Below are 22,388 nucleotides of genomic sequence, written 5' to 3'. Positions count from 1 at the left end.
TAAACTCTTGCTCCAGAAGGCTTTAACCGGACTTTTTCCTCGAAATTGACTGCCATTTACGCCTTTTATCCAACTTGTGCAATGCGCTATTGGGGGTAGGCGAACGCGTTGTCATTAGTGCCCTAACTGTCTATACTCGGCCACCGACCGCCAGGGGCTTTTGGGCCTGCTTTATTGGGGGTCGCATCCCTGGGTGGTGGTTACCTGACCAGTGCACTCCCCAACAACTTTGCCCTGATTGTTAGGGGCTCTTCAGTGTGAAAAAAAGCCGTGAAAAGCCAACGACCTGTAAACCTAGACCTAAGGACCATCAAACTCCCCATCACCGGCGTTACGTCGTTTCTTCACCGTGTTTCCGGCATCATCCTCTTCCTGGGCCTTGGCTTCATGCTTTATGCATTGGGCAAATCCCTGGGTTCCGAGGAAGGTTTTGCCGACGTGAAGGCAACCTTGACCAGCCCTCTGGCCAAGTTCGTAGCATGGGGCCTCCTGTCCGCTCTGCTGTATCACCTGGTAGCCGGTGTGCGCCACTTGATCATGGACATGGGCATCGGTGAGACGCTGGAAGGCGGCACGCTGGGCTCGAAAATCATTATCGCCGTATCTGCGGTGTTGATCGTTCTGGCGGGAGTTTGGATATGGTAACCAGCGTTACGAACCTGTCGCGTTCAGGCCTCTATGACTGGATGGCGCAGCGAGTGTCTGCGGTCGTTCTCGCGGCTTATTTCATCTTCCTGATCGGATACCTCGTTGCGAACCCGGGCATTGGCTACGACCAATGGCATGGTCTGTTCGCCCACAACGGAATGCGTATCTTCAGTCTGCTGGCCCTCGTGGCCCTGGGCGCTCACGCCTGGGTCGGCATGTGGACCATCGCGACCGACTACCTGACGCCGATGGCGCTGGGCAAGTCCGCGACTGCAGTACGTTTCCTTTTTCAGGCAGTATGCGGCGTTGCGATGTTCGCTTACTTCGTCTGGGGTGTGCAGATTCTCTGGGGTATCTGATCCATGGCTAACATTCCAACGATTTCTTTCGACGCCATCATTATTGGTGGTGGCGGTGCCGGCATGCGCGCAGCGCTGCAACTGGCGCAAGGCGGTCACAAGACTGCCGTGATCACCAAGGTGTTCCCGACCCGTTCGCACACTGTTTCCGCTCAGGGTGGCATTACCTGCGCCATCGCTTCGGCTGATCCGAACGATGACTGGCGCTGGCACATGTACGATACCGTCAAGGGCTCCGACTACATCGGTGACCAGGACGCTATCGAATACATGTGTCAGGAAGGCCCGGCTGCGGTGTTTGAACTGGACCACATGGGTCTGCCGTTCTCCCGTACCGAACAAGGTCGTATCTACCAGCGTCCATTCGGCGGTCAGTCGAAGGATTACGGTAAAGGTGGCCAGGCTGCCCGTACCTGCGCCGCCTCCGACCGTACCGGTCACGCGTTGCTGCACACGCTTTATCAGGGCAACCTGAAAGCCGGCACCACGTTCCTGAACGAGTACTACGCTGTTGATCTGGTGAAAAACCAGGACGGCGCATTCGTCGGTGTGATTGCCATCTGCATCGAAACCGGTGAAACCAGCTACATCCGCGCCAAGGCCACCGTTCTGGCCACTGGCGGTGCCGGTCGTATCTACTCGTCCACCACCAATGCCTTGATCAACACCGGTGACGGCGTCGGCATGGCTCTGCGTGCTGGCGTGCCGGTGCAAGACATCGAAATGTGGCAGTTCCACCCGACCGGCATCGCCGGTGCTGGTGTACTGGTTACTGAAGGTTGCCGTGGTGAAGGTGGTTACCTCATCAACAAGCACGGTGAGCGTTTCATGGAGCGTTACGCTCCGAACGCCAAAGACCTTGCCGGTCGTGACGTTGTTGCCCGTTCGATGGTTAAAGAGATCATCGCCGGCAACGGTTGCGGTCCGAATGGCGACCACGTATTGCTCAAGCTCGACCACCTGGGTGAAGAAGTGCTGCACAGCCGTCTGCCAGGCATCTGCGAACTGTCCAAGACGTTTGCTCACGTTGATCCGGTGGTTGCTCCGGTTCCGGTTGTTCCGACTTGCCACTATATGATGGGCGGCGTTCCGACCAACATTCATGGTCAGGCGATCACCCAGGATGCCGAAGGCGTCGACACCATCATTCCTGGCCTGTTCGCAGTGGGCGAAGTGGCTTGCGTATCGGTTCACGGTGCCAACCGTCTGGGCGGCAACTCGTTGCTCGACCTGGTTGTGTTCGGTCGTGCGGCGGGTCTGCACCTGGAAAAAGCGCTGACCGACGGTATCGAATACGACGACGCCACCGACGCCAACATTGAAACGGCCCTGGCCCGTCTGTCCGCTCTGAACGAGCGTACTGATGGCGAAGACGTGGCAACCCTGCGTCGCGAGCTGCAAAACTGCATGCAGAACTACTTCGGTGTATTCCGTACCGGCGAATACATGCAGAAGGGTATTGCCCAGCTGGCTGACCTGCGCGTGCGTATCGCCAACGTCAAGATCAACGATAAGTCGCAGGCGTTCAACACTGCACGTATCGAAGCGCTGGAACTGCAGAACCTGCTGGAAGTGGCCGAAGCCACCGCCATCGCTGCCGAGATCCGCAAAGAGTCCCGCGGCGCTCACGCCCGTGAAGACTACGAAGATCGCGACGACGAAAACTGGCTGTGCCACACCCTGTACTTCCCGGGTGACAAGCGCGTGACCAAGCGTGCTGTGAACTTCTCGCCGAAGACTGTTCCGACTTTTGAACCTAAGATTCGGACTTATTAAGGGTGGCCGCCATGTTGAAAGTCAGTGTTTATCGCTACAACCCTGATCAGGACGCTGCGCCGTTCATGCAGGAATTCCAGGTCGATACCGGTGGTAAAGACCTGATGGTGCTGGACGTGCTGGCCCTGATCAAAGAGCAGGACGAAGGTTTCTCCTATCGTCGCTCTTGCCGTGAAGGTGTTTGCGGTTCCGACGGCATGAACATCAACGGCAAAAACGGCCTGGCGTGCGTCACGCCGCTGTCTGCCGTCGTAAAAGGTAACAAGTTGATCGTTCGTCCGCTGCCAGGTTTGCCGGTTATCCGTGACCTGGTCGTCGATATGAGCATCTTCTACAAGCAATACGAAAAAGTTCAGCCCTACCTGCAGAACGACACGCCGGCTCCGGCCATCGAACGTCTGCAGACCCCGGAAGAGCGTGAAAAACTCGACGGTCTGTACGAGTGCATCCTGTGCGCTTGCTGCTCGACCTCCTGCCCGTCCTTCTGGTGGAACCCGGACAAGTTCCTGGGTCCAGCTGCCCTGCTGCAAGCGTATCGCTTCCTGGCAGACAGCCGTGACACCAAGACTGCCGAGCGTCTGGCTGCGCTGGATGACCCGTTCAGCGTATTCCGCTGCCGGAGCATCATGAACTGCGTCAACGTCTGTCCGAAAGGCCTGAACCCGACTAGGGCCATCGGTCACATCCGTAACATGCTTCTGCAAAGCGGCGTGTGATTCAGCTGTAGTACCCGCAAGACCGCTGTACCCGTAGATGCTACGGCGCAGGCTTCAACCGGCGCCGTAGTTTTAACCTGAGCAGCAGCTTAAAAGGCTGCGGCTCTTATTTTGAAGAAATGAGACAAGCAGGGGCATCCGGGCTGGTACCCGGACTATCAGTGTGATCCTAGTGGCTTGTTTTGGTCGCTGCATTCGGACTTCTGCAAGTTTGCTCGGTGTCGACACCGGTGGTGTTCCCCTAACCGAGGGTGACCAAGCATGCAAGAAAGCGTGATGCAGCGCATGTGGAACAGCGCCTACCTTTCCGGTAGTAACGCTGCCTATGTGGAAGAGCTCTACGAGCTCTACCTGCACGACCCTAACGCTGTGCCAGAAGAGTGGCGCACCTACTTTCAGAAGTTGCCTGCCGACGGCAACACTGCCACCGATGTTTCGCACTCCACGATTCGCGATCATTTCGTCTTGCTGGCAAAGAACCAGCGCCGCGCCCAACCGGTTTCCGCCGGCAGCGTGAGCAGTGAGCACGAGAAGAAGCAAGTTGAAGTGCTGCGATTGATCCAGGCCTACCGTATGCGTGGCCACCAGGCAGCCCAGCTTGACCCGCTGGGGCTGTGGCAGCGTCCTGCACCTGCAGACCTGTCGATCAATCATTACGGCTTGACCAATGCCGATCTTGATACGACCTTCCGTGCCGGCGACCTGTTCATCGGCAAAGAGGAGGCGAGCCTACGCGAAATTCACGAAGCGTTGCAGCAGACATATTGCCGCACCATCGGCGCTGAATTTACGCACATCACCGATTCCGAGCAGCGCCAGTGGTTCCAGCAGCGTCTGGAAAGCGTGCGCGGCCGTCCGACGTACTCCGCAGATATCAAGGGTCACCTGCTCGAGCGCGTCACTGCCGGTGAAGGCCTGGAAAAATACCTGGGCACCAAATACCCGGGCACCAAGCGTTTCGGTCTGGAAGGCGGCGAGAGCCTGATTCCGATGCTCGACGAGTTGATCCAGCGTTCCGGTTCCTACGGCACCAAGGAAATCGTGATCGGCATGGCCCACCGTGGCCGTCTGAACGTGCTGGTCAACACTTTCGGCAAGAACCCGCGCGAGCTGTTCGACGAGTTCGAAGGCAAGAAGAAGGTCGAGCTGGGCTCCGGTGACGTTAAATACCACCAGGGCTTCTCGTCCAACGTCATGACCACCGGCGGTGAAGTTCACCTGGCCATGGCCTTCAACCCGTCCCACCTGGAAATCGTTTCGCCAGTGGTCGAGGGTTCGGTGCGTGCCCGTCAGGATCGTCGTAACGACCCTACCGGCGAGAAGGTTCTGCCGATTTCCATCCACGGTGACGCGGCATTCGCCGGTCAAGGCGTGGTCATGGAGACCTTCCAGATGTCGCAGACCCGCGGTTTCAAGACCGGCGGTACCGTGCACATCGTGATCAACAACCAGGTCGGTTTCACCATCAGCAACCCGCTGGACTCGCGTTCCACCGAGTACGCCACCGACGTCGCGAAAATGATCCAGGCGCCGATCCTCCATGTGAATGGTGATGATCCGGAAGCCGTATTGTTCGTGACCCAGTTGGCCATCGACTACCGCATGCAGTTCAAGCGTGACGTGGTGATCGACCTGGTCTGCTACCGTCGTCGCGGCCACAACGAGGCCGACGAGCCAAGCGGTACCCAGCCGCTGATGTATCAGCAGATCGCCAAGCAGCGCACCACCCGTGAGCTGTATGCCGATCGCCTGACCCAGGGCGGTGTGCTCGACGCTGAGCGTGTTCAGGCCAAGGTCGACGAATACCGCAACGCGCTGGACAACGGTCTGCACGTCGTGAAAAGCCTGGTCAAAGAGCCGAACAAAGAGTTGTTCGTGGACTGGCGTCCATATCTGGGCCACGCCTGGACCGCGCGTCACGACACTCGCTTCGATCTGAAAACCTTGCAGGAACTGTCTGCCAAGCTGCTGGAAATTCCGGAAGGCTTCGTGGTTCAGCGCCAGGTCTCGAAAATCTACGAAGACCGTCAGAAGATGCAAGCCGGCGGCCTGCCGATCAACTGGGGTTACGCCGAAACCATGGCGTACGCGACCCTGGCGTTCGAAGGTCACCCGATTCGCATGACGGGTCAGGACATCGGTCGCGGTACGTTCTCGCACCGTCACGCCGTCCTGCACAACCAGAAAGACACCGGCAGCTACATTCCGCTGCAGAACCTGTACAAGGGTCAGCCACGCTTCGACCTGTACGATTCGTTCCTGTCCGAGGAAGCGGTCCTGGCGTTCGAATACGGTTATTCGACCACCACGCCAGAGGCGCTGGTTATCTGGGAAGCCCAGTTCGGCGACTTCGCCAACGGTGCCCAGGTGGTGATCGACCAGTTCATCACCAGTGGCGAGCACAAGTGGGGCCGTCTCTGCGGTCTGACCATGCTGCTGCCGCACGGTTATGAAGGTCAGGGTCCGGAGCACTCTTCGGCTCGTCTGGAGCGTTACCTGCAGCTGTGCGCCGAGCACAACATTCAGGTAGCGGTACCGACTACACCGGCTCAGATCTACCACTTGCTGCGTCGTCAGGTGATTCGCCCGCTGCGCAAGCCGTTGATCGTTCTGACTCCGAAGTCGCTGTTGCGTCACAAACTGGCCGTATCGACCCTGGAAGATCTGGCCGAAGGTTCATTCCAGACCGTTATCCCGGAAATCGATGCTCAAGACCCGAAAAAGGTCGAGCGCGTCGTTCTGTGCAGCGGCAAGGTCTACTACGACCTGCTGGAAAAACGCCGTGCCGAAGGTCGTGACGACATCGCCGTCGTGCGTATCGAGCAGCTGTACCCATTCCCTGAGGACGACTTGAACGAAGTCCTGGCTCCGTACACCAACCTCAAACATATCGTTTGGTGTCAGGAAGAGCCGATGAACCAGGGTGCCTGGTACTGCAGCCAACACCACATGCGTCGCATCGTTGGTAATCACAACAAGTCGCTCGTACTCGAGTACGCCGGCCGTGATGCTTCTGCTGCACCTGCATGCGGTTACGCATCGATGCACGCTGAGCAGCAAGAAAAACTGCTGCAAGACGCCTTTACTGTTTAACGCCTTCGCGCACATGAAACCGAATTTAAGGACCCACAGATAATGGCTATCGAAATCAAAGCCCCCACTTTCCCGGAATCGGTTGCCGATGGCACCGTTGCCACCTGGCACAAAAAGCCGGGCGACGCCGTCAAGCGCGATGACCTGATCGTCGACATCGAAACCGACAAAGTCGTACTGGAAGTGTTGGCTACCGCTGATGGCGTACTGGGCGCTATCGTCAAGAACGAAGGCGACACCGTTCTGTCCGACGAAGTCCTGGGCTCCATCGAAGCGGGCGGCGCTGCTGCCGCTCCAGCCGCTGCCGCTGCTCCGGCCGCTGCACAGGCTGCAGCGCCAGCCGCCGAAGGCGAAGACGATCCGGTTGCTGCACCGGCTGCTCGCAAACTGGCTGAAGAAAACGGCATCAACATCGCTTCCGTTGCCGGCACCGGCAAAGGCGGTCGTGTGACCAAGGAAGACGTGGTAGCGGCTGTTGCTGCCAAGAAAGCCGCTCCGGCTGCCGCGCCAGCCAAGGCTGCTGCGCCTGCCGCTGCTGCTCCAGTGTTCGCTGCTGGCGATCGCATCGAGAAGCGCGTACCGATGACCCGCGTGCGGGCCACCGTCGCCAAGCGTCTGGTTGAAGCTCAATCGAACATGGCGATGCTGACCACTTTCAACGAAGTCGACATGACCGAAGTCATGGCCCTGCGTTCGAAGTACAAGGATCTCTTTGAGAAGAGCCATAACGGCGTGCGCCTGGGCTTCATGTCGTTCTTCGTCAAGGCTGCCACCGAAGCGCTGAAACGCTTCCCGGCCGTCAACGCGTCGATCGACGGTGCCGACATCGTTTACCACGGCTACGCTGACGTCGGTGTGGCTGTTTCCAGCGACCGCGGCCTGGTTGTACCGGTTCTGCGTAACGCCGAACTGATGAGCCTGGCTGAAATCGAAGGCGGCATCGCCACCTTCGGCAAGAAGGCTCGTGACGGCAAACTGTCGATGGACGAGATGACCGGTGGCACGTTCACCATCACCAACGGTGGTACTTTCGGTTCGATGATGTCGACACCGATCGTCAACCCGCCGCAAGCGGCCATCCTGGGCATGCACAACATTCTGCAGCGTCCTATGGCGATCAACGGTCAGGTGGTTATCCGTCCGATGATGTACCTGGCGCTGTCCTACGATCACCGTTTGATCGACGGCAAAGAAGCTGTGACCTTCCTGGTTACCATCAAGAACCTGCTGGAAGACCCGGCTCGTTTGCTGCTGGATATCTGATAGAAGCCGCTACAGGTTTCAAGCCACAAGCTGCAAGAAATTGCAGCCTGGCTTGAGGCTTGTGGCTTCAAGCTTGTTGCCAAAAGAGGATTTTTTGAATGTCGCAGAAATTTGACGTAGTAGTGATCGGCGCGGGCCCTGGCGGCTACGTGGCTGCCATCAAGGCCGCGCAGCTGGGTCTGACGACGGCCTGCATCGAGAAGTACACCGACAAGGAAGACAAGCTGGCTCTGGGCGGTACCTGCCTGAACGTCGGTTGCATTCCTTCCAAGGCGCTGCTGGACAGCTCCTGGAAATACAAGGAAGCCAAAGAAGGCTTCGCGATCCACGGTATCAACCACGCCGGCGTGACCATGGACGTGCCAGCGATGGTCGGCCGCAAGGCCAACATCGTCAAAGGTCTGACTTCCGGTGTTGCGACCCTGTTCAAAGCCAACGGTGTGACCTCCATCCAGGGTCACGGCAAGCTGCTGGCCGGCAAGAAAGTTGAAGTCACCAAACCTGACGGTTCGGTAGAAATCATCGAAGCCGAAAACGTGATTCTGGCGCCAGGTTCGCGTCCGATCGACATTCCACCGGCTCCGGTTGACCAGAATGTGATCGTCGATTCGACGGGCGCGCTGGAATTCCAATCCGTACCAAAACGTCTGGGCGTGATCGGCGCTGGCGTCATCGGTCTGGAACTGGGTTCGGTCTGGTCCCGTCTGGGCGCAGAAGTCACCGTTCTCGAAGCGCTGGACACCTTCCTGATGGCCGCTGACGCTGCCGTTTCCAAGGAAGCGCTGAAAACCCTGACCAAACAGGGTCTGGACATCAAGCTGGGCGCTCGCGTCACCGGTTCCAAAGTGAACGGCGACGAAGTCGTGGTGAACTACACCGACGCCAAGGGCGAACAGAACATCACGTTCGACAAGCTGATCGTAGCCGTTGGTCGCCGTCCGGTGACCGCTGATCTGCTGTCCGCCGATTGCGGCGTGACCCTCGACGAGCGCGGTTTCGTGCACGTTGACGATCACTGCGCCACCACCGTACCGGGCGTTTACGCGATCGGCGACGTGGTTCGCGGCATGATGCTGGCTCACAAGGCCTCGGAAGAGGGCATCATGGTTGTCGAGCGCATCAAGGGCCACAAAGCCCAGATGAACTATGACTTGATCCCTTCGGTTATTTATACTCACCCGGAAATCGCATGGGTCGGTAAAACCGAGCAGACCTTGAAAGCTGAAGGCGTTGAAGTTAACGTCGGCACTTTCCCGTTCGCAGCCAGTGGCCGTGCCATGGCAGCCAACGATACCGGCGGTTTCGTGAAAGTCATTGCCGATGCCAAGACTGACCGCGTATTGGGCGTCCACGTGATTGGCCCGAGCGCTGCAGAACTGGTTCAGCAGGGCGCGATCGGTATGGAATTCGGCACCAGCGCTGAAGACCTGGGCATGATGGTCTTCTCCCATCCGACCCTGTCCGAAGCCTTGCACGAAGCCGCTCTGGCAGTGAATGGCGGCGCCATTCACATCGCCAACAAGAAGAAGCGTTAAGACAATAAGAAACCACGGCGGTATGGCCCGTCGTGAGCCTTGCTTGCAAGACTCACCGCGGAATATCCGCTGGACGCAGTCTTGCGTAGCTGCACCGGTTGTCCGGAAAGGCTATGCAAGCAGCAGTCACAGGTGGTGCGGCACTTGAACAAGTGCAGCACCGAATGCGCAGTACCTAACGAAGACGGTAATAAGCATGAATCTTCATGAGTATCAGGGTAAGCAGCTGTTCGCTGAATACGGCCTGCCAGTATCCCAGGGTTTCGCCGTAGACACCCCGGAAGCAGCAGCAGAAGCGTGCGACAAAATCGGCGGGACCGAATGGGTTGTCAAAGCCCAGGTTCACGCAGGTGGTCGCGGTAAAGCGGGCGGCGTCAAGCTGGTTCGCAGCAAAGAAGACGCCAAAGCGTTCGCTCAACAGTGGTTGGGCAAGCGTCTGGTGACTTACCAGACTGATGCCAATGGTCAGCCAGTCACCAAGATCCTGGTTGAATCGTGCACTGATATCGCTAAAGAGCTGTACCTGGGCGCTGTCGTTGACCGTTCGAGCCGTCGCATCGTGTTCATGGCTTCCACCGAAGGTGGCGTGGACATCGAGAAAATCGCTCACGACACCCCTGAGAAAATCCTCAAGGCCACCATCGATCCACTGGTTGGCGCTCAGCCATTCCAGGGTCGCGAGCTGGCATTCCAGCTGGGCCTGGAAGGCAAGCAAGTGACTCAGTTCGCGAAGATCTTCGTCGGTCTGGCCAAGCTGTTCAAGGATCACGACCTGGCTCTGCTGGAAGTGAACCCGCTGGTGATCAAGGCTGACGGCGATCTGCATTGCCTCGACGCCAAGATCAACATCGACGCCAACGCCATGTACCGTCAGCCGAAGCTGAAGACTTTCCACGATCCGTCGCAAGACGATCCGCGCGAAGCGCACGCTGCCAAGTTCGAACTGAACTACGTAGCGCTGGAAGGCAACATCGGTTGCATGGTCAACGGTGCTGGCCTGGCCATGGGTACCATGGACATCGTCAACCTGCATGGCGGCAAGCCAGCCAACTTCCTCGACGTGGGCGGCGGTGCTACCAAAGAACGCGTTACCGAAGCGTTCAAGATCATCCTGTCCGACACTAACGTCGCTGCAGTATTGGTCAACATCTTCGGCGGCATCGTTCGTTGCGACATGATTGCCGAAGGCATCATCGGCGCTGTGAAAGAAGTCGGCGTGAAAATCCCGGTTGTTGTTCGCCTTGAAGGCAACAACGCTGAGCTGGGCGCTAAAGTACTGGCAGAAAGCGGTTTGAACATCATCGCTGCTACCAGCCTGACCGACGCTGCTCAACAAGTTGTCAAAGCTGCGGAGGGCAAATAATGAGCGTCCTGATCAATAAAGACACCAAAGTTATCTGCCAGGGTATTACCGGTTCGCAAGGTAGTTTCCACACCCAGCAAGCCATCGAATACGGCACCAAGATGGTCGGTGGCGTTACTCCGGGCAAAGGCGGCACCGAGCACCTGGGTCTGCCAGTGTTCAACACCGTGAAAGACGCTGTAGCTGCCACTGGCGCCACCGCCAGCGTGATCTACGTTCCAGCTCCTTTCTGCAAGGACTCCATCCTGGAAGCAGCCTTCGGCGGCATCAAGCTGATCGTTTGCATCACTGAAGGCATTCCTACCCTGGACATGCTGGATGCCAAGGTCAAGTGTGACGAGCTGGGCGTAGTCCTGATCGGTCCTAACTGCCCAGGCGTGATCACTCCAGGCGAATGCAAGATCGGCATTATGCCAGGTCACATTCACTTGCCAGGCAAGGTCGGTATCGTTTCCCGTTCCGGCACCCTGACCTACGAAGCTGTCAAGCAGACTACTGACGCCGGTTTCGGTCAGTCGACTTGCGTCGGCATCGGCGGTGACCCGATCCCGGGTTCGAACTTCATCGACATCCTGAAGCTGTTCCAGGAAGACCCGAAGACCGAAGCGATCGTAATGATCGGCGAGATCGGCGGTTCGGCTGAAGAAGAAGCGGCTGCCTACATCAAGGCTAACGTGACCAAGCCGGTTGTTTCCTACATCGCTGGTGTGACTGCCCCTGCGGGCAAGCGCATGGGCCATGCTGGCGCAATCATCTCTGGCGGCAAAGGCACTGCAGACGAGAAGTTTGCTGCCCTGGAAGACGCAGGCGTGAAAACCGTGCGTTCGCTGGCAGACATCGGCAAGGCTTTGTCCGAGCTGACCGGTTGGGCGATCAAGTAAGCCTCGCGCTTATCTGACGCTTCGCCAAGACAAAGGCCACCTTCGGGTGGCCTTTGTCGTTTCCGGGTGATCGTTCCCACGCTCCGCGTGGGAATGCCGCCGGGGACGCTCCGCGTTCCGCCTTTGGATGTGACGCAGAGCGTCACGGGATGCATTCCCACGCAGAGCGTGGGAACGATCTGTGCCGAGACATGAAATTTAGATATGTAAACGCGACATGGAAATGTCGTGTATCGGATAGTTCGCACCCTAACAGTGCGTTTCCCGGCCAAATTCGTTAGGCTAACCGCCATTTTTGCGTCCGCAGCTCACAAGGCAGCGACGCGCTAAACGGGTCAGTCCTATTCGGACCGACAGCATTTCCCTCACCCATAGGGAAGTCCCCCTCTAAATTCCGATTCAGTAGTGTGGTATTTCCTTAATGAAAGTGTTGAAAGGCCAGGACATCCTGGCACTTGGATTTATGACCTTTGCCCTGTTTGTCGGGGCTGGCAACATTATCTTTCCGCCTATCGTCGGCTTGCAGGCCGGACCTCATGTCTGGCTGGCGGCGCTGGGCTTTCTGATCACCGCAGTCGGTCTGCCGGTGATCACAGTGGTAGCCCTGGCCAAAGTCGGCGGCGCCATGGATGCCTTGAGCAGCCCGATCGGTAAAGTCGCCGGGGGCCTGCTGGCCGCTGCGTGCTACCTCGCTGTCGGCCCGCTGTTCGCGACGCCGCGCACCGCGACCGTATCCTTCGAAGTCGGCCTGGCACCGCTGACCGGCGAAAGCCCGTTGGCGCTGTTTCTCTATAGCTCGGTGTACTTCCTGCTGGTGTTCTTCATCTCGCTGTACCCGGGCCGTTTGCTGGATACCGTAGGACGTTTCCTCGCGCCTCTGAAGATCATCGCCCTGGCTGTTCTCGGCATCGCCGCGTTTGCATTGCCGGCCGGCGACATCGGCGCGGGCACTCCCGAGTACGTGGCGGCACCATTCTCCCAAGGCTTTATCAATGGTTACCTGACCATGGATACCCTGGGGGCGCTGGTCTTCGGCATTGTCATCGTCAATGCCATCCGCTCCCGTGGTGTCGAGTCGCCGGCGCTGATCACCCGTTACGCGATCATTGCCGGGCTGATTGCCGGCGTGGGTCTGGCCCTGGTGTACGTCAGCCTGTTCCGTCTCGGTTCGGGCAGCCATGAAGTGGCCGCCGGTGCGACCAATGGCGCGGCGGTATTGCACGCTTACGTGCAGCACACCTTTGGCTCCCTGGGCAGCGGCTTCCTGGCGGTGTTGATCTCCCTGGCCTGCCTGGTCACGGCGGTCGGCCTGACCTGTGCCTGTGCTGAATATTTCAGCCGTGTGCTGCCGCTGTCCTACAAGACACTGGTGATCATCCTCGCCGCTTTTTCCCTGCTGGTGTCCAACCTGGGCCTCACCAAGCTGATCGCGTTCTCGATCCCGGTACTGACCGCAATCTACCCGCCGTGCATCGCCCTGGTGGCCCTGAGCTTCTGCAAGGACTTCTGGCATGAGCAGGGCCGTATTGTCGGCCCGGTGATGCTGGTGTCCTTCATTTTCGGCCTGATTGATGCACTCAAAGGCGCCGGTCTGGCGGACTGGCTGCCCACTCAGTTGGCTCACCTGCCGTTGAGCGAGCAAGGTCTGGCGTGGTTGGTACCATCGGTCATGACGCTGGTGGTGGCTGTGGTTTGTGATCGTTTGCTGGGCAAGCGCGAAGAAGCGCTGGCGTAAGCCGCTGCAAGGACCGCCACAAGCGGGCCTGTGAAAGCATAAACAGAAATGCCCCGTATCAATCGATACGGGGCATTTTTTTTGGACTCGGTGCAGTGTCTTTTCTCTTAAGTTAACGTCGAAGCATTGCCCGTTCCCTGTGGGAGCGAGCTTGCTCGCGATAGCGGTGTATCAATCAGCCTATCTGCTGAAGTCAGACCGCTATCGTCGGAACGCCGCCCGGAGCAAGCTCGCTCCCACACGGGGCAGTATTTGCGCAGACACACCACAAGGACCTCCATGTCGTTCATCCTCGCCAACCTGATCCACATTCTCGCCGCCGCCTGGTTTGTCATCTGCTGGGGCGGCTACACCCGCTATGCGACGTGGAAAGCCCGCGACACCGCGTGCCTGGCCAGCGTGCTGCACCTGTACCGCGAAGACTGGATGCGCCGCATGCTGCTCCGCGATAACCGTATCGCCGATGCCAGTGTGATCGGCAACCTGGAGCGCAACGCCTCGTTCTTCGCTTCCAGCACGCTGATTATTCTGGCGGGCATTCTCACGGTACTGGGTGCTTCCGAAAGGGCAGTGTCGTTGCTGGCGGATATCCCGATGGTGCAGCAAGCGTCCCAGGGCATGTCGGAAATCAAGTTGTTGTGCCTGGCGCTGGTATTTGTCTATGCGTTCTTTACCTTCAGCTGGTGCATGCGTCAGTACAATTTCGCGGCGATTCTGGTGGGTTCGGCGCCGATGGTCGGTGAACGGCATGTTTCCGAACTGGAACGCAAGGCCTTTGCCGCCCGGGCAGCCCGGGTGATTTCCATGGCCGCCAACCAGTTCAACTTCGGCCTGCGCTCCTATTACTTCGGCATGACCATGCTGGCGTGGTTCGTCAGTCCCTGGCTGTTCATGTTGATGAGTACCGGGGTGGTATTGGTGCTTTATCGCCGGGAGTTTCACTCCGACGTTCTCGACGTGATGGTCTATACCCCTACAGAGGCACCCTTGCCCGAGGTGAATAAAGAGGTCGCTTGATGAGTATTCCGTTCTGGTGTGTGTTTATCAGTGCCTTGCTGATTTATGTGGCCCGCATCCCGGTGGCCAAGGCCATGAAAGAGCAGGGCGGTTACGATAACCACCTGCCGCGCCAGCAGCAGGCGCAACTCACCGGCTTCGGTGCCCGGGCGCTGGCGGCGCATCAGAACTGTATCGAGGCATTCATATTGTTTGCGGTGGGGGTGTTGATGGCGCACACCACGCAGACGGCGGGGTGGCTTATCGATTCGCTGGCAATCATTTTCGTGATAACACGAATCATTTATTTGTTGTGCTACTGGGCAGATCTGGCCTGGCAGCGCAGCCTGGTGTGGTTTGTGGGCTTAGTCTGTTCGTTGTTGCTGATGATTAGTCCGACTTTTAGAACTATTTTGCTCTAGTGCCCGAATTGCAGACAAAAGAAAACCCGCATTTTTGCGGGTTTTCTTTGTCACGCTAAAAACGTTTTAGTTTTTAGGTGCTTCTTTTGTAGCAGCTTCGTTCGATTCAGCCTGAGCTTTGGCAGCTTCGGCGTTTTCTTTCGCTGCGTCGTTCACTTTATCCTGAGCTTTGTTCATGTCTTGCTGAGCTTGCTCAGCATGTTGGTTAGCATCTTGAGCTTTGTCCTCGGATTTTTTATCGCAAGCAGCGAGACCGAGGGAAGCGGTCAACATCAAGGCAACAGCTAAAGTCTTACGCATGGGGTGTTTCTCCTTATGGAAAATATCTACTGGCCTTTCGAGCACAGTGCTCAGCGTTAAGTTCCTCAATTCGTACAGATATATAAGATTATTCCGGCGGGAACTTTTACTCAAAGCGCCTAGTGCGATCTCAGGACACTAACAAGAGTTTTTATCAAATGGCCGAAAACCCCGTTTTTGAGCGTGCGACACGATTCCTGTCGGCGCTGCGACATTGTCAGGTACTCGGGCTGCGGGTTCACAGCGCAAGTTGTGAAGGGCTCACGGTGATGTTGCCGTATAGCCCGCAAATCGTCGGCGATCCGCAAACCGGCGTCATCCATGGAGGGGCACTGACGTCGCTGATGGACACCGCCTGTGGCATGTCCACCCTTTGCGTGTTGCCCGAGTTCGAAGTGTGTCCGACCCTGGACCTGCGCATCGATTACATGCACGCCGCCGAACCGCACAAAGATGTCTATGGATTCGCCCAGTGCTACCGGGTGACCACCGATGTGATCTTCGCCCGCGGCTTTGCCTATCAGGACGACCCCGAACAACCCATCGCCCATGTTGTCGGCACCTTCATGCGCATGGGTAAAGCCATCAAGGGCACCAAAGGTTTTGGCGGTGTGATCGGCGGAGGTGCGAAATGACTGACAACTTCAAAGAACAACTGCAACAGGCCCATGAACAGGGGGACTACGCCTCGCTGCTGCACCTGGTCCCCTATGCCAAACTGATTGGCGTCGAGTGTTCGCGCGTGGGGGATGAGTTGTTGTTTCGCTTGCCGGCCAACAAGGACAACATTGGCAACCCTCTGCTGCCAGCGATTCATGGCGGCGTGATTGCCGGGTTCATGGAGTTGTCCGCGGCGCTGCACCTGCTGATTTTCACCGGATCACCCGGCGTGCCGAAGATCATCGACTTCTCCCTCGACTACCTGCGCGCAGGGCAATTTCGTGACACCTGGGCCAGGTGCCAGGTTTGTCGCCAGGGGCGGCGCGTCGCCAACGTAGCGATTACGGCCTGGCAAAGTACCGAATCCGAGCCGATTGCCACGGCCCGGGCCCATTTCAAAATCGAAGAGCCCTTGAAATCCTGATCTGAGCCCCCAACTTTGATGACAACCCGCCGCCGACCGTCAAGGTCGCGGCCACTGCCATCTGATTGGAGTTTGATGACCATGAGTGTGGAAACTCAAAAGGAAACCCTGGGCTTCCAGACCGAGGTGAAGCAACTGCTGCACCTCATGATCCATTCGCTGTATTCCAACAAGGAAATTTTCCTTCGCGAATTGATCTCGAACGCCTCTGACGCTGTCGATAAATTACGTTTTGAAGCCCTGGCCAAGCCTGACCTGCTGGAAGGTGGCGCCGAGCTGAAAATCCGTGTGAGCTTCGACAAGGACGCTAAAACCGTCACCCTCGAAGACAACGGCATCGGCATGAGCCGCGAAGACGCGATCACCCATCTGGGGACCATCGCCAAATCCGGCACCGCCGATTTCATGAAGCATCTGTCCGGCGATCAGAAGAAAGATTCGCACCTGATCGGTCAGTTCGGTGTGGGTTTCTACTCTGCATTCATCGTCGCCGATAAAGTCGACGTGTTCAGCCGCCGTGCCGGCCTCGCTGCCAGCGAAGGCGTGCACTGGTCCTCCAAGGGCGAAGGCGAATTCGAAATCGCCACCGTCGAGAAAGCCGACCGCGGCACTCGCATTGTCCTGCACCTGAAGTCCGGTGAAGACGAATTCGCCGATGGCTGGCGTCTGCGCAACATCATCAAGAAGTACTCTGACCACATCGCCTTGCCGATCGAGCTGCCGAAAGAAGTGGCCGCCGCCGATGGCGAAGCTCTTGATGGAGAGGCGGGGCCCGCCGTTGAATGGGAAACCGTCAACCGTGCCAGCGCTCTCTGGACCCGTCCGCGTACCGAGATCAAGGACGAGGAATACCAGGAGTTCTACAAACACGTCGCGCACGACTTCGAGAACCCGCTGAGCTGGAGCCACAACAAGGTCGAAGGCAAGCTGGAATACAGTTCGCTGCTCTACGTGCCGGCCCGTGCTCCGTTCGACTTGTACCAGCGTGAAGCGCCCAAAGGCCTGAAGCTGTACGTGCAGCGCGTGTTCGTCATGGATCAGGCTGAGTCCTTCCTGCCGCTGTACCTTCGCTTCATCAAAGGCGTGGTCGATTCCAACGACCTGTCGCTGAACGTGTCGCGGGAAATCCTGCAGAAAGACCCGATCATCGATTCCATGAAGTCGGCGCTGACCAAGCGCGTTCTCGACATGCTGGAAAAGCTGGCGAAGAACGAGCCTGAGCAATACAAAGGCTTCTGGAAAAACTTCGGCCAGGTCATGAAAGAAGGCCCGGCGGAAGACTTCGCCAACAAAGAGAAAATCGCCGGCCTGCTGCGTTTCGCTTCCACTCAGGGCGAAGAAGGCGAGCAAGTGGTTTCCCTGGCCGAATACCTGGCTCGCGCCAAGGAAGGTCAGGACAAGATCTACTACCTGACCGGCGAAACCTACGCACAGGTCAAAAACAGCCCGCACCTGGAAGTCTTCCGCAAGAAAGGCATCGAAGTGCTGCTGCTGACCGACCGTATCGACGAGTGGCTGATGAGCTACCTCAGCGACTTCGACGGCAAGAGCTTTGTCGACGTGGCGCGCGGTGACCTGGACCTGGGCAACCTGGATTCGGAAGAAGACAAGAAAGCCGCGGAAGAAGTCGCCAAGTCCAAAGAAGGTCTGGTTGAGCGTCTGAAAACTGCACTGGGCGACTCCGTGGCCGAAGTGCGGGTTTCCCACCGTCTGACCGATTCCCCGGCGATTCTGGCCATCGGCGAGCAGGACCTGGGCATGCAGATGCGTCAGATCCTGGAAGCCAGCGGTCAGAAGGTTCCGGAGTCGAAGCCGATCTTCGAGTTCAACCCGGCTCACCCGCTGATCGAGAAACTCGACAACGAGCAGAGCGACGAACGCTTCGGCGACCTGTCGCACATTCTCTTCGATCAGGCGGCCCTGGCGGCCGGCGACAGCTTGAAGGATCCGGCGGCGTATGTGCGCCGCCTCAACAAGCTGCTGGTTGAACTGTCGGTTTAACGGCGTTGTACAAAAAAACCCGCTTCGGCGGGTTTTTTTATTCTGGTAACTTTTTGGTGTTCAAGGGGCGGTCGCCGATCATTCCCACGCTCTGCGTGGGAATGCCTCTAGGGACGCTCCGCGTCCAGTGACGCGGAGCGTCACGGGCTGCATTCCCACGCGGAGCGTGGGAACGATCATTACAAGGGAGTTGGCTTGCTTAGGTGTTTTGGCAACTCGATCCTCTCGCTTTCCCCCGGCACCGTCGGCCAATCCCCAGCCGCCCAGCGTCGCCGCGCTTCTTCGATAGCCGCCGGATCACTCGCCACAAAATTCCAGTTGATCCGCCGCGGCCCGTCCAGCGGTGCGCCGCCGAACAGCACGGCGTGACAGTCACTCTCGGCGAACAGCGTCATCTCTTCCCCGGCAGGCAACACCGCCAGCGTATGGGGTTCCAATAGCTCGCCATCCAGCTGCGCCTCGCCGCTCAACACATACAGCGCCCGCTCTTCATGCTCGGTGGGGATGAGCAAAGTGGTTGCCGTTTGCAGGTTCAATTCGGCATACAGCGTAGGAGAAAGCACTGGCACCGGCGATTCCAGGCAAAAGCCTGACCCGGCAATCATCCGGATCTTCACCCCGAGGTTATCGCTGACCGGCAACGTGGCCGCAGGATGGTGGCTGTAGTGCCCCGGGCCTTGTTCATGTTCCTTGGGCGACGCCAGCCAGATCTGCAGCCCGTGCATGCTGAACCCGCTGTCCTTCAACGCTTGCGGTGTGCGCTCCACATGGGCGATCGCGCTGCCGGCTGTCATCCAGCTGACATCCCCGGCCTCGACCACCTGATCGGAGCCAAGGCTGTCCTTGTGCTGGATTTGCCCTTCGAACAAGTAGGTGAGGGTGGACAGGCCAATATGCGGATGTTGCCGGATGTTCATGCCATGGCCGGCCGGGTAACGGGTTTGCAGCATGTGGTCGAAAAACACGAAGGGCCCGACGCTGCGGCATTTGGCTGACGGCAAAGGGCGAAGAATCGGTTGGCCCTCGACATCTTCGGCGCGGGGGCGAATCACGAGTGGAGTGTTCATGGTGCATTCCAGGCTGAGCGGGTGACGCATGGAGCATAACCCGCTTGCGCAGCCCTTGCCGCTATTGGCTGAACGCACCTTCGGACAGATGGGTTTCGATACTGACGTCGGTGCTGGTCATCAGTTTGTGTACCGGGCAGCGGTCAGCAACACGGTGCAGCTCGTCGCGCTGGGCGTCGGTGAGCACACCTTTGAGGGTCAGTTTGACGTGCAGGGCATATTTGCCTTTCTGCTCTTCGCTGTTATCGCGTTTGACCTCGACCGTGACTCCGGTCAGCGGAATGTCCTTCTTCTTGGCGTACATCTTCAGGGTCAGGGCCTTGCAGGCACCGAGGGCGGCATCGAAGTAGTCATGGGGCTCTGGCGCAGTGCCTTCGCCGCCGACATCCTTGGGGACATCTGCAAACAATTCGTGCTCATCGATCTGGACGCTGTGACGAAAACCTTCGGCGGAAACGGTGTTGACGGTAACAGTCATGGGAAACCTCGTAGGCAAGGAAAAGTCATTCGGTCAAAAAAGGCCTTGAAGTTATAGAGCATTCCTACAAAGTCGCGTTCCACTTTCTTGCCCTGATGAACCCTGGACCTTACGGTGGGGTCTACGCTGTTCCTACATCCTGGAGATCGCCCGTGCCTCTGTTTCGCTACGTTGCCTGCCTGTTGGTCTTTGCCTGCCACGTTGCCAGCGCCCGCGAATATGCCTACAGCGACGCGCACCTGCATTACGTGGACTTTTTTCAGGAAACGGCCGGCATGCCGAAATTGCTCAAGGCCATGGCCGACAATCGCATCGAGCATGTGATGATTTCCGGCATTCCGGTGGCCAAGAAATGGCACGAAGACGAACCCAAGCGTCCACGTTATTACGCCGGCGACGACGCCGATGCCTACTGGTACAGCGCCACCGATGTCATAGTCGCCGCTGCTGTGAACAGCTTGCCCCCCGAGCAGCGTCAGTACTTTCACCCGTTCCTGTCGGGCTTCAACCCCAACGACAAGAACTCCGTGGCGCATATCCAGCGCATGCTCGATCTCAATCCCGGTCTATGGCAAGGCATAGGCGAGGTTTTTACCCGCCATGACGACCTGACTGCGCTGACCTCCGGCGACACGCCACGGGCCAATAACGAGGCCATGACGCGGATCTATCACCTCGCCGCCGAAAACGATTTGCCGGTCATGCTGCATTCCAACATCACCTCCAAGCGTGAAAAAAATCCACTGTACCTGGCGGAAGTCGAAGAACCGCTGCGCAATCATCCGCACACCCGGTTCATCTGGGCCCACGCCGGTACCAGCGCCGAGATTCATCGCCACCAGACCCAGCTGGATTTTCTGCTGCCGACCCTGACGCGCATGCTTGAGGCCTACCCCAATCTGTTCGTCGACCTGTCCTGGAGCATGCTGACGCCTTATCTGCTGGATGAGCAGGGCAAGCCTCGGGGCGAGTGGGTGAAACTGGTGGAGCGCTTCCCTGAACGCTTCATGCTCGGCTCTGATGTTGTGGGACGTTTCAACAAGCTCGGTAAGGAAATGCGTGGATTCGACCCGTTTCTCGAAGCATTGCCAGAAAACGTCGCCAGAAAAGTCGCGCGGGATAACTTTCTATCGATCCTGCCCCGTTCCCTGTAGGAGCCGGCTTGCCGGCGAAGGCGTCCTTGAGAGCGCCTTCGCCGGCAAGCCGGCTCCTACAAGGAACGGTTACAAAGATGACTATTCGTCAGACGAAAAAAAGCCCCGCACATTGCGAGGCTTGTTTCGTATCGATCCGGATCAGCTGCCTTTGACAGCCTTGCCGTTGACCGTACCGTCCAGGAGCATGATGTTGTACTCCTTGCCGTCAGTCTCGACCTGTTGCAGGCGGACCAGCAGGTAATCCCAGTCCTTGGCGAACCACAGCACGGTGATGCGTTTGCTCTGTGTCGGATCGCGCACGCGCTCGACCTTGATCGCATCGATCTGGCCGGCCTTGGTGTCGACTTTTTCCGAACCCAGCACGCGGAAGTCATAGGTGTCGACTTCGCCATTATCGACGACCTGATAGCTCATGCTTTTCTTGCCGGCGGCCACGTCATGCTGCAGGGCCAGCTGATAAGTGGATTTGTCGACCATGCCGCGGTTGAGCGGGAGTTTGACCGGGTCGCCGCGATCGGTGCCGGTGACCATTTTGTTGGTCCAGTCGAAGTCCAGGTCAGCCTTCTTGGCTTTGCCCAGGCCGCCACGTTCGAAATGGTAGGACTGTGGCAGCAAGGTGTCCTTGTCCAGGGTCAGGGTGCTTTCTTCGGTCAGGCTGGCGATCATCATCGAGGCCTTGAAGCTGAGCTTCCAGGCGCCGTTGGCTTGCTTGGTCAGGCTGCGCTCGGCGGTGCCGCTCATCGGCAGCTGTTTCCAGTCGGCGGTGTAGCTGGCGGAGAAAGGTTGAAGTTCTGCAGCCTGCGCAAAAGGCAGAGCGAGCAGAGCGCAAGCGAAGAGCAGGGCGCGACGCATAAAATCTCCTAGGTTCGAATCAAGTGGCCGCTGGCGGCGAGTAGCTTCCCATCCAGTAAAGCACCTTGCTCGCCGAGTGATAAACGACCTTCGGCAAACCAGCGTACAGCCATCGGGTAGATCAGGTGTTCCTGGCCATGGACTCGCTGCGCCAGACTCTGCGGCGAATCCTGCAACTCTACCGGTATTACTGCCTGTACGACCAGCGGTCCGCCATCGAGTTCCTCGGTGACAAAGTGCACGGAGCAGCCGTGCTCGGTGTCGCCGGCCTCCAGCGCGCGCTGGTGAGTGTGTAACCCTTTGTATTTGGGTAGCAGCGAGGGATGGATGTTGAGCAGGCGACCCTGGTAGTGGCGCACGAAGCCGGCGCTGAGAATGCGCATGAAGCCGGCCAGTACCACGAGTTTGGGATTGAAGGCGTCGATCAGTTCGATCAGCGCGGCATCGAAGGCCTCGCGGCCTTCGAAAGCCTTGTGATCCAGGGTGCGGGTGTCGATACCCGCGTCCCTGGCGCGTTGCAGGCCGTAGGCGTCGGCGCGGTTGGAAATCACCGCAGCGATGCGGGCCGGGCTGTCGCCGGTCCGCGTGCTGTCGATCAAGGCCTGCAAGTTACTGCCGGTGCCGGACAACAGCACCACCACATCACAGGTGTGGGACATCCG

General features: G+C 58.2%; 21 protein-coding genes. 16 read left to right on the top strand and 5 right to left on the bottom strand.

Annotated features, from left to right (window positions below):
* Nucleotides 1-270 precede the first annotated feature (270 nt).
* From sdhC to ACA067_RS23880, 12 genes are all read left to right on the top strand, one after another.
* Nucleotides 271-645: a succinate dehydrogenase, cytochrome b556 subunit gene (sdhC, locus tag ACA067_RS23935; RefSeq protein ID WP_497458786.1), complete on the top strand. Its 375-nt coding sequence runs from the start codon at nucleotides 271-273 to the stop codon at nucleotides 643-645.
* Nucleotides 639-1,007 (top strand): succinate dehydrogenase, hydrophobic membrane anchor protein, encoded by a 369-nt coding sequence (gene sdhD, locus ACA067_RS23930; RefSeq protein WP_007959040.1) that lies wholly within the window; start codon nucleotides 639-641, stop codon nucleotides 1,005-1,007. Before sdhC ends, sdhD begins: the two co-directional genes overlap by 7 nt.
* A 3-nt stretch (nucleotides 1,008-1,010) precedes the next feature.
* Nucleotides 1,011-2,783, top strand: coding sequence for a succinate dehydrogenase flavoprotein subunit (gene sdhA, locus ACA067_RS23925; protein WP_497458785.1), 1,773 nt, complete (start codon nucleotides 1,011-1,013; stop codon nucleotides 2,781-2,783).
* Between the two features lie 11 nt (nucleotides 2,784-2,794).
* Nucleotides 2,795-3,499: a succinate dehydrogenase iron-sulfur subunit gene (locus ACA067_RS23920; RefSeq protein ID WP_064679033.1), complete on the top strand. Its 705-nt coding sequence runs from the start codon at nucleotides 2,795-2,797 to the stop codon at nucleotides 3,497-3,499.
* A 261-nt stretch (nucleotides 3,500-3,760) separates the two neighbouring features.
* Complete coding sequence (locus ACA067_RS23915; protein WP_497458784.1) at nucleotides 3,761-6,592, top strand: 2-oxoglutarate dehydrogenase E1 component; 2,832 nt, start codon at nucleotides 3,761-3,763, stop codon at nucleotides 6,590-6,592.
* Nucleotides 6,593-6,634: 42 nt separating this feature from the next.
* Nucleotides 6,635-7,855, top strand: coding sequence for a 2-oxoglutarate dehydrogenase complex dihydrolipoyllysine-residue succinyltransferase (odhB, locus tag ACA067_RS23910; protein WP_010456848.1), 1,221 nt, complete (start codon nucleotides 6,635-6,637; stop codon nucleotides 7,853-7,855).
* A 98-nt stretch (nucleotides 7,856-7,953) separates the two neighbouring features.
* Nucleotides 7,954-9,390, top strand: a complete 1,437-nt coding sequence (gene lpdA, locus ACA067_RS23905; RefSeq protein WP_497458783.1) for a dihydrolipoyl dehydrogenase — start codon at nucleotides 7,954-7,956, stop codon at nucleotides 9,388-9,390.
* Nucleotides 9,391-9,586: 196 nt separating this feature from the next.
* Nucleotides 9,587-10,753 (top strand): ADP-forming succinate--CoA ligase subunit beta, encoded by a 1,167-nt coding sequence (sucC, locus tag ACA067_RS23900; protein ID WP_103498765.1) that lies wholly within the window; start codon nucleotides 9,587-9,589, stop codon nucleotides 10,751-10,753.
* Nucleotides 10,753-11,634 (top strand): succinate--CoA ligase subunit alpha, encoded by an 882-nt coding sequence (gene sucD / locus ACA067_RS23895; protein WP_007898976.1) that lies wholly within the window; start codon nucleotides 10,753-10,755, stop codon nucleotides 11,632-11,634. The genes sucC and sucD overlap by 1 nt, the downstream gene beginning before the upstream one ends.
* A gap of 421 nt (nucleotides 11,635-12,055) precedes the next feature.
* On the top strand, nucleotides 12,056-13,369 hold the full coding sequence (gene brnQ, locus ACA067_RS23890; protein ID WP_497458782.1) for a branched-chain amino acid transport system II carrier protein: 1,314 nt from the start codon (nucleotides 12,056-12,058) through the stop codon (nucleotides 13,367-13,369).
* A gap of 279 nt (nucleotides 13,370-13,648) precedes the next feature.
* Nucleotides 13,649-14,386, top strand: coding sequence for a DUF599 domain-containing protein (locus tag ACA067_RS23885; RefSeq protein ID WP_497458781.1), 738 nt, complete (start codon nucleotides 13,649-13,651; stop codon nucleotides 14,384-14,386).
* Nucleotides 14,386-14,787: an MAPEG family protein gene (locus ACA067_RS23880; protein ID WP_497458780.1), complete on the top strand. Its 402-nt coding sequence runs from the start codon at nucleotides 14,386-14,388 to the stop codon at nucleotides 14,785-14,787. Before ACA067_RS23885 ends, ACA067_RS23880 begins: the two co-directional genes overlap by 1 nt.
* A gap of 66 nt (nucleotides 14,788-14,853) precedes the next feature.
* On the opposite strand, the gene ACA067_RS23875 is transcribed toward ACA067_RS23880, so the two are convergent.
* A complete protein-coding gene (locus ACA067_RS23875; protein ID WP_497458779.1) occupies nucleotides 14,854-15,087 on the bottom strand; it encodes a hypothetical protein in 234 nt (77 codons plus the stop codon).
* Between the two features lie 158 nt (nucleotides 15,088-15,245).
* Between ACA067_RS23875 and ACA067_RS23870 the strand changes: the two genes are divergently transcribed.
* From ACA067_RS23870 to htpG, 3 genes are all read left to right on the top strand, one after another.
* On the top strand, nucleotides 15,246-15,722 hold the full coding sequence (locus ACA067_RS23870) for a PaaI family thioesterase (protein ID WP_497458778.1): 477 nt from the start codon (nucleotides 15,246-15,248) through the stop codon (nucleotides 15,720-15,722).
* Nucleotides 15,719-16,171 carry a PaaI family thioesterase gene (locus ACA067_RS23865; protein ID WP_497458777.1) on the top strand — a complete coding sequence of 151 codons (453 nt, stop codon included), beginning with the start codon at nucleotides 15,719-15,721 and terminating at the stop codon, nucleotides 16,169-16,171. The genes ACA067_RS23870 and ACA067_RS23865 overlap by 4 nt, the downstream gene beginning before the upstream one ends.
* Nucleotides 16,172-16,252: 81 nt before the next feature.
* Nucleotides 16,253-18,172 (top strand): molecular chaperone HtpG, encoded by a 1,920-nt coding sequence (htpG, locus tag ACA067_RS23860; RefSeq protein ID WP_497458776.1) that lies wholly within the window; start codon nucleotides 16,253-16,255, stop codon nucleotides 18,170-18,172.
* Between the two features lie 179 nt (nucleotides 18,173-18,351).
* Here the strand turns inward: htpG and ACA067_RS23855 are convergent, their stop codons facing one another.
* Nucleotides 18,352-19,239, bottom strand: coding sequence for a pirin family protein (locus tag ACA067_RS23855; RefSeq protein ID WP_497458775.1), 888 nt, complete (start codon nucleotides 19,237-19,239; stop codon nucleotides 18,352-18,354).
* Between the two features lie 61 nt (nucleotides 19,240-19,300).
* Complete coding sequence (locus ACA067_RS23850; protein ID WP_497458774.1) at nucleotides 19,301-19,717, bottom strand: OsmC family protein; 417 nt, start codon at nucleotides 19,715-19,717, stop codon at nucleotides 19,301-19,303.
* A gap of 95 nt (nucleotides 19,718-19,812) precedes the next feature.
* Here ACA067_RS23850 and ACA067_RS23845 point away from each other — a divergent pair, with 95 nt between their 5' ends.
* On the top strand, nucleotides 19,813-20,871 hold the full coding sequence (locus ACA067_RS23845; protein WP_497458773.1) for an amidohydrolase family protein: 1,059 nt from the start codon (nucleotides 19,813-19,815) through the stop codon (nucleotides 20,869-20,871).
* A 141-nt stretch (nucleotides 20,872-21,012) separates the two neighbouring features.
* Here the strand turns inward: ACA067_RS23845 and ACA067_RS23840 are convergent, their stop codons facing one another.
* Both ACA067_RS23840 and purN read right to left on the bottom strand, forming a co-directional pair.
* Nucleotides 21,013-21,726 (bottom strand): DUF3108 domain-containing protein, encoded by a 714-nt coding sequence (locus tag ACA067_RS23840; RefSeq protein ID WP_497458772.1) that lies wholly within the window; start codon nucleotides 21,724-21,726, stop codon nucleotides 21,013-21,015.
* 8 nt (nucleotides 21,727-21,734) lie between these two features.
* Nucleotides 21,735-22,385: a phosphoribosylglycinamide formyltransferase gene (gene purN / locus ACA067_RS23835; protein WP_497458771.1), complete on the bottom strand. Its 651-nt coding sequence runs from the start codon at nucleotides 22,383-22,385 to the stop codon at nucleotides 21,735-21,737.
* Nucleotides 22,386-22,388 lie beyond the last annotated feature (3 nt).

Source organism: Pseudomonas sp. LBUM1674, from assembly GCF_059695635.1.
The sequence above is the reverse complement of the archived record's forward strand: the minus strand, read 5'-3'. Positions and strand labels throughout refer to the sequence as shown.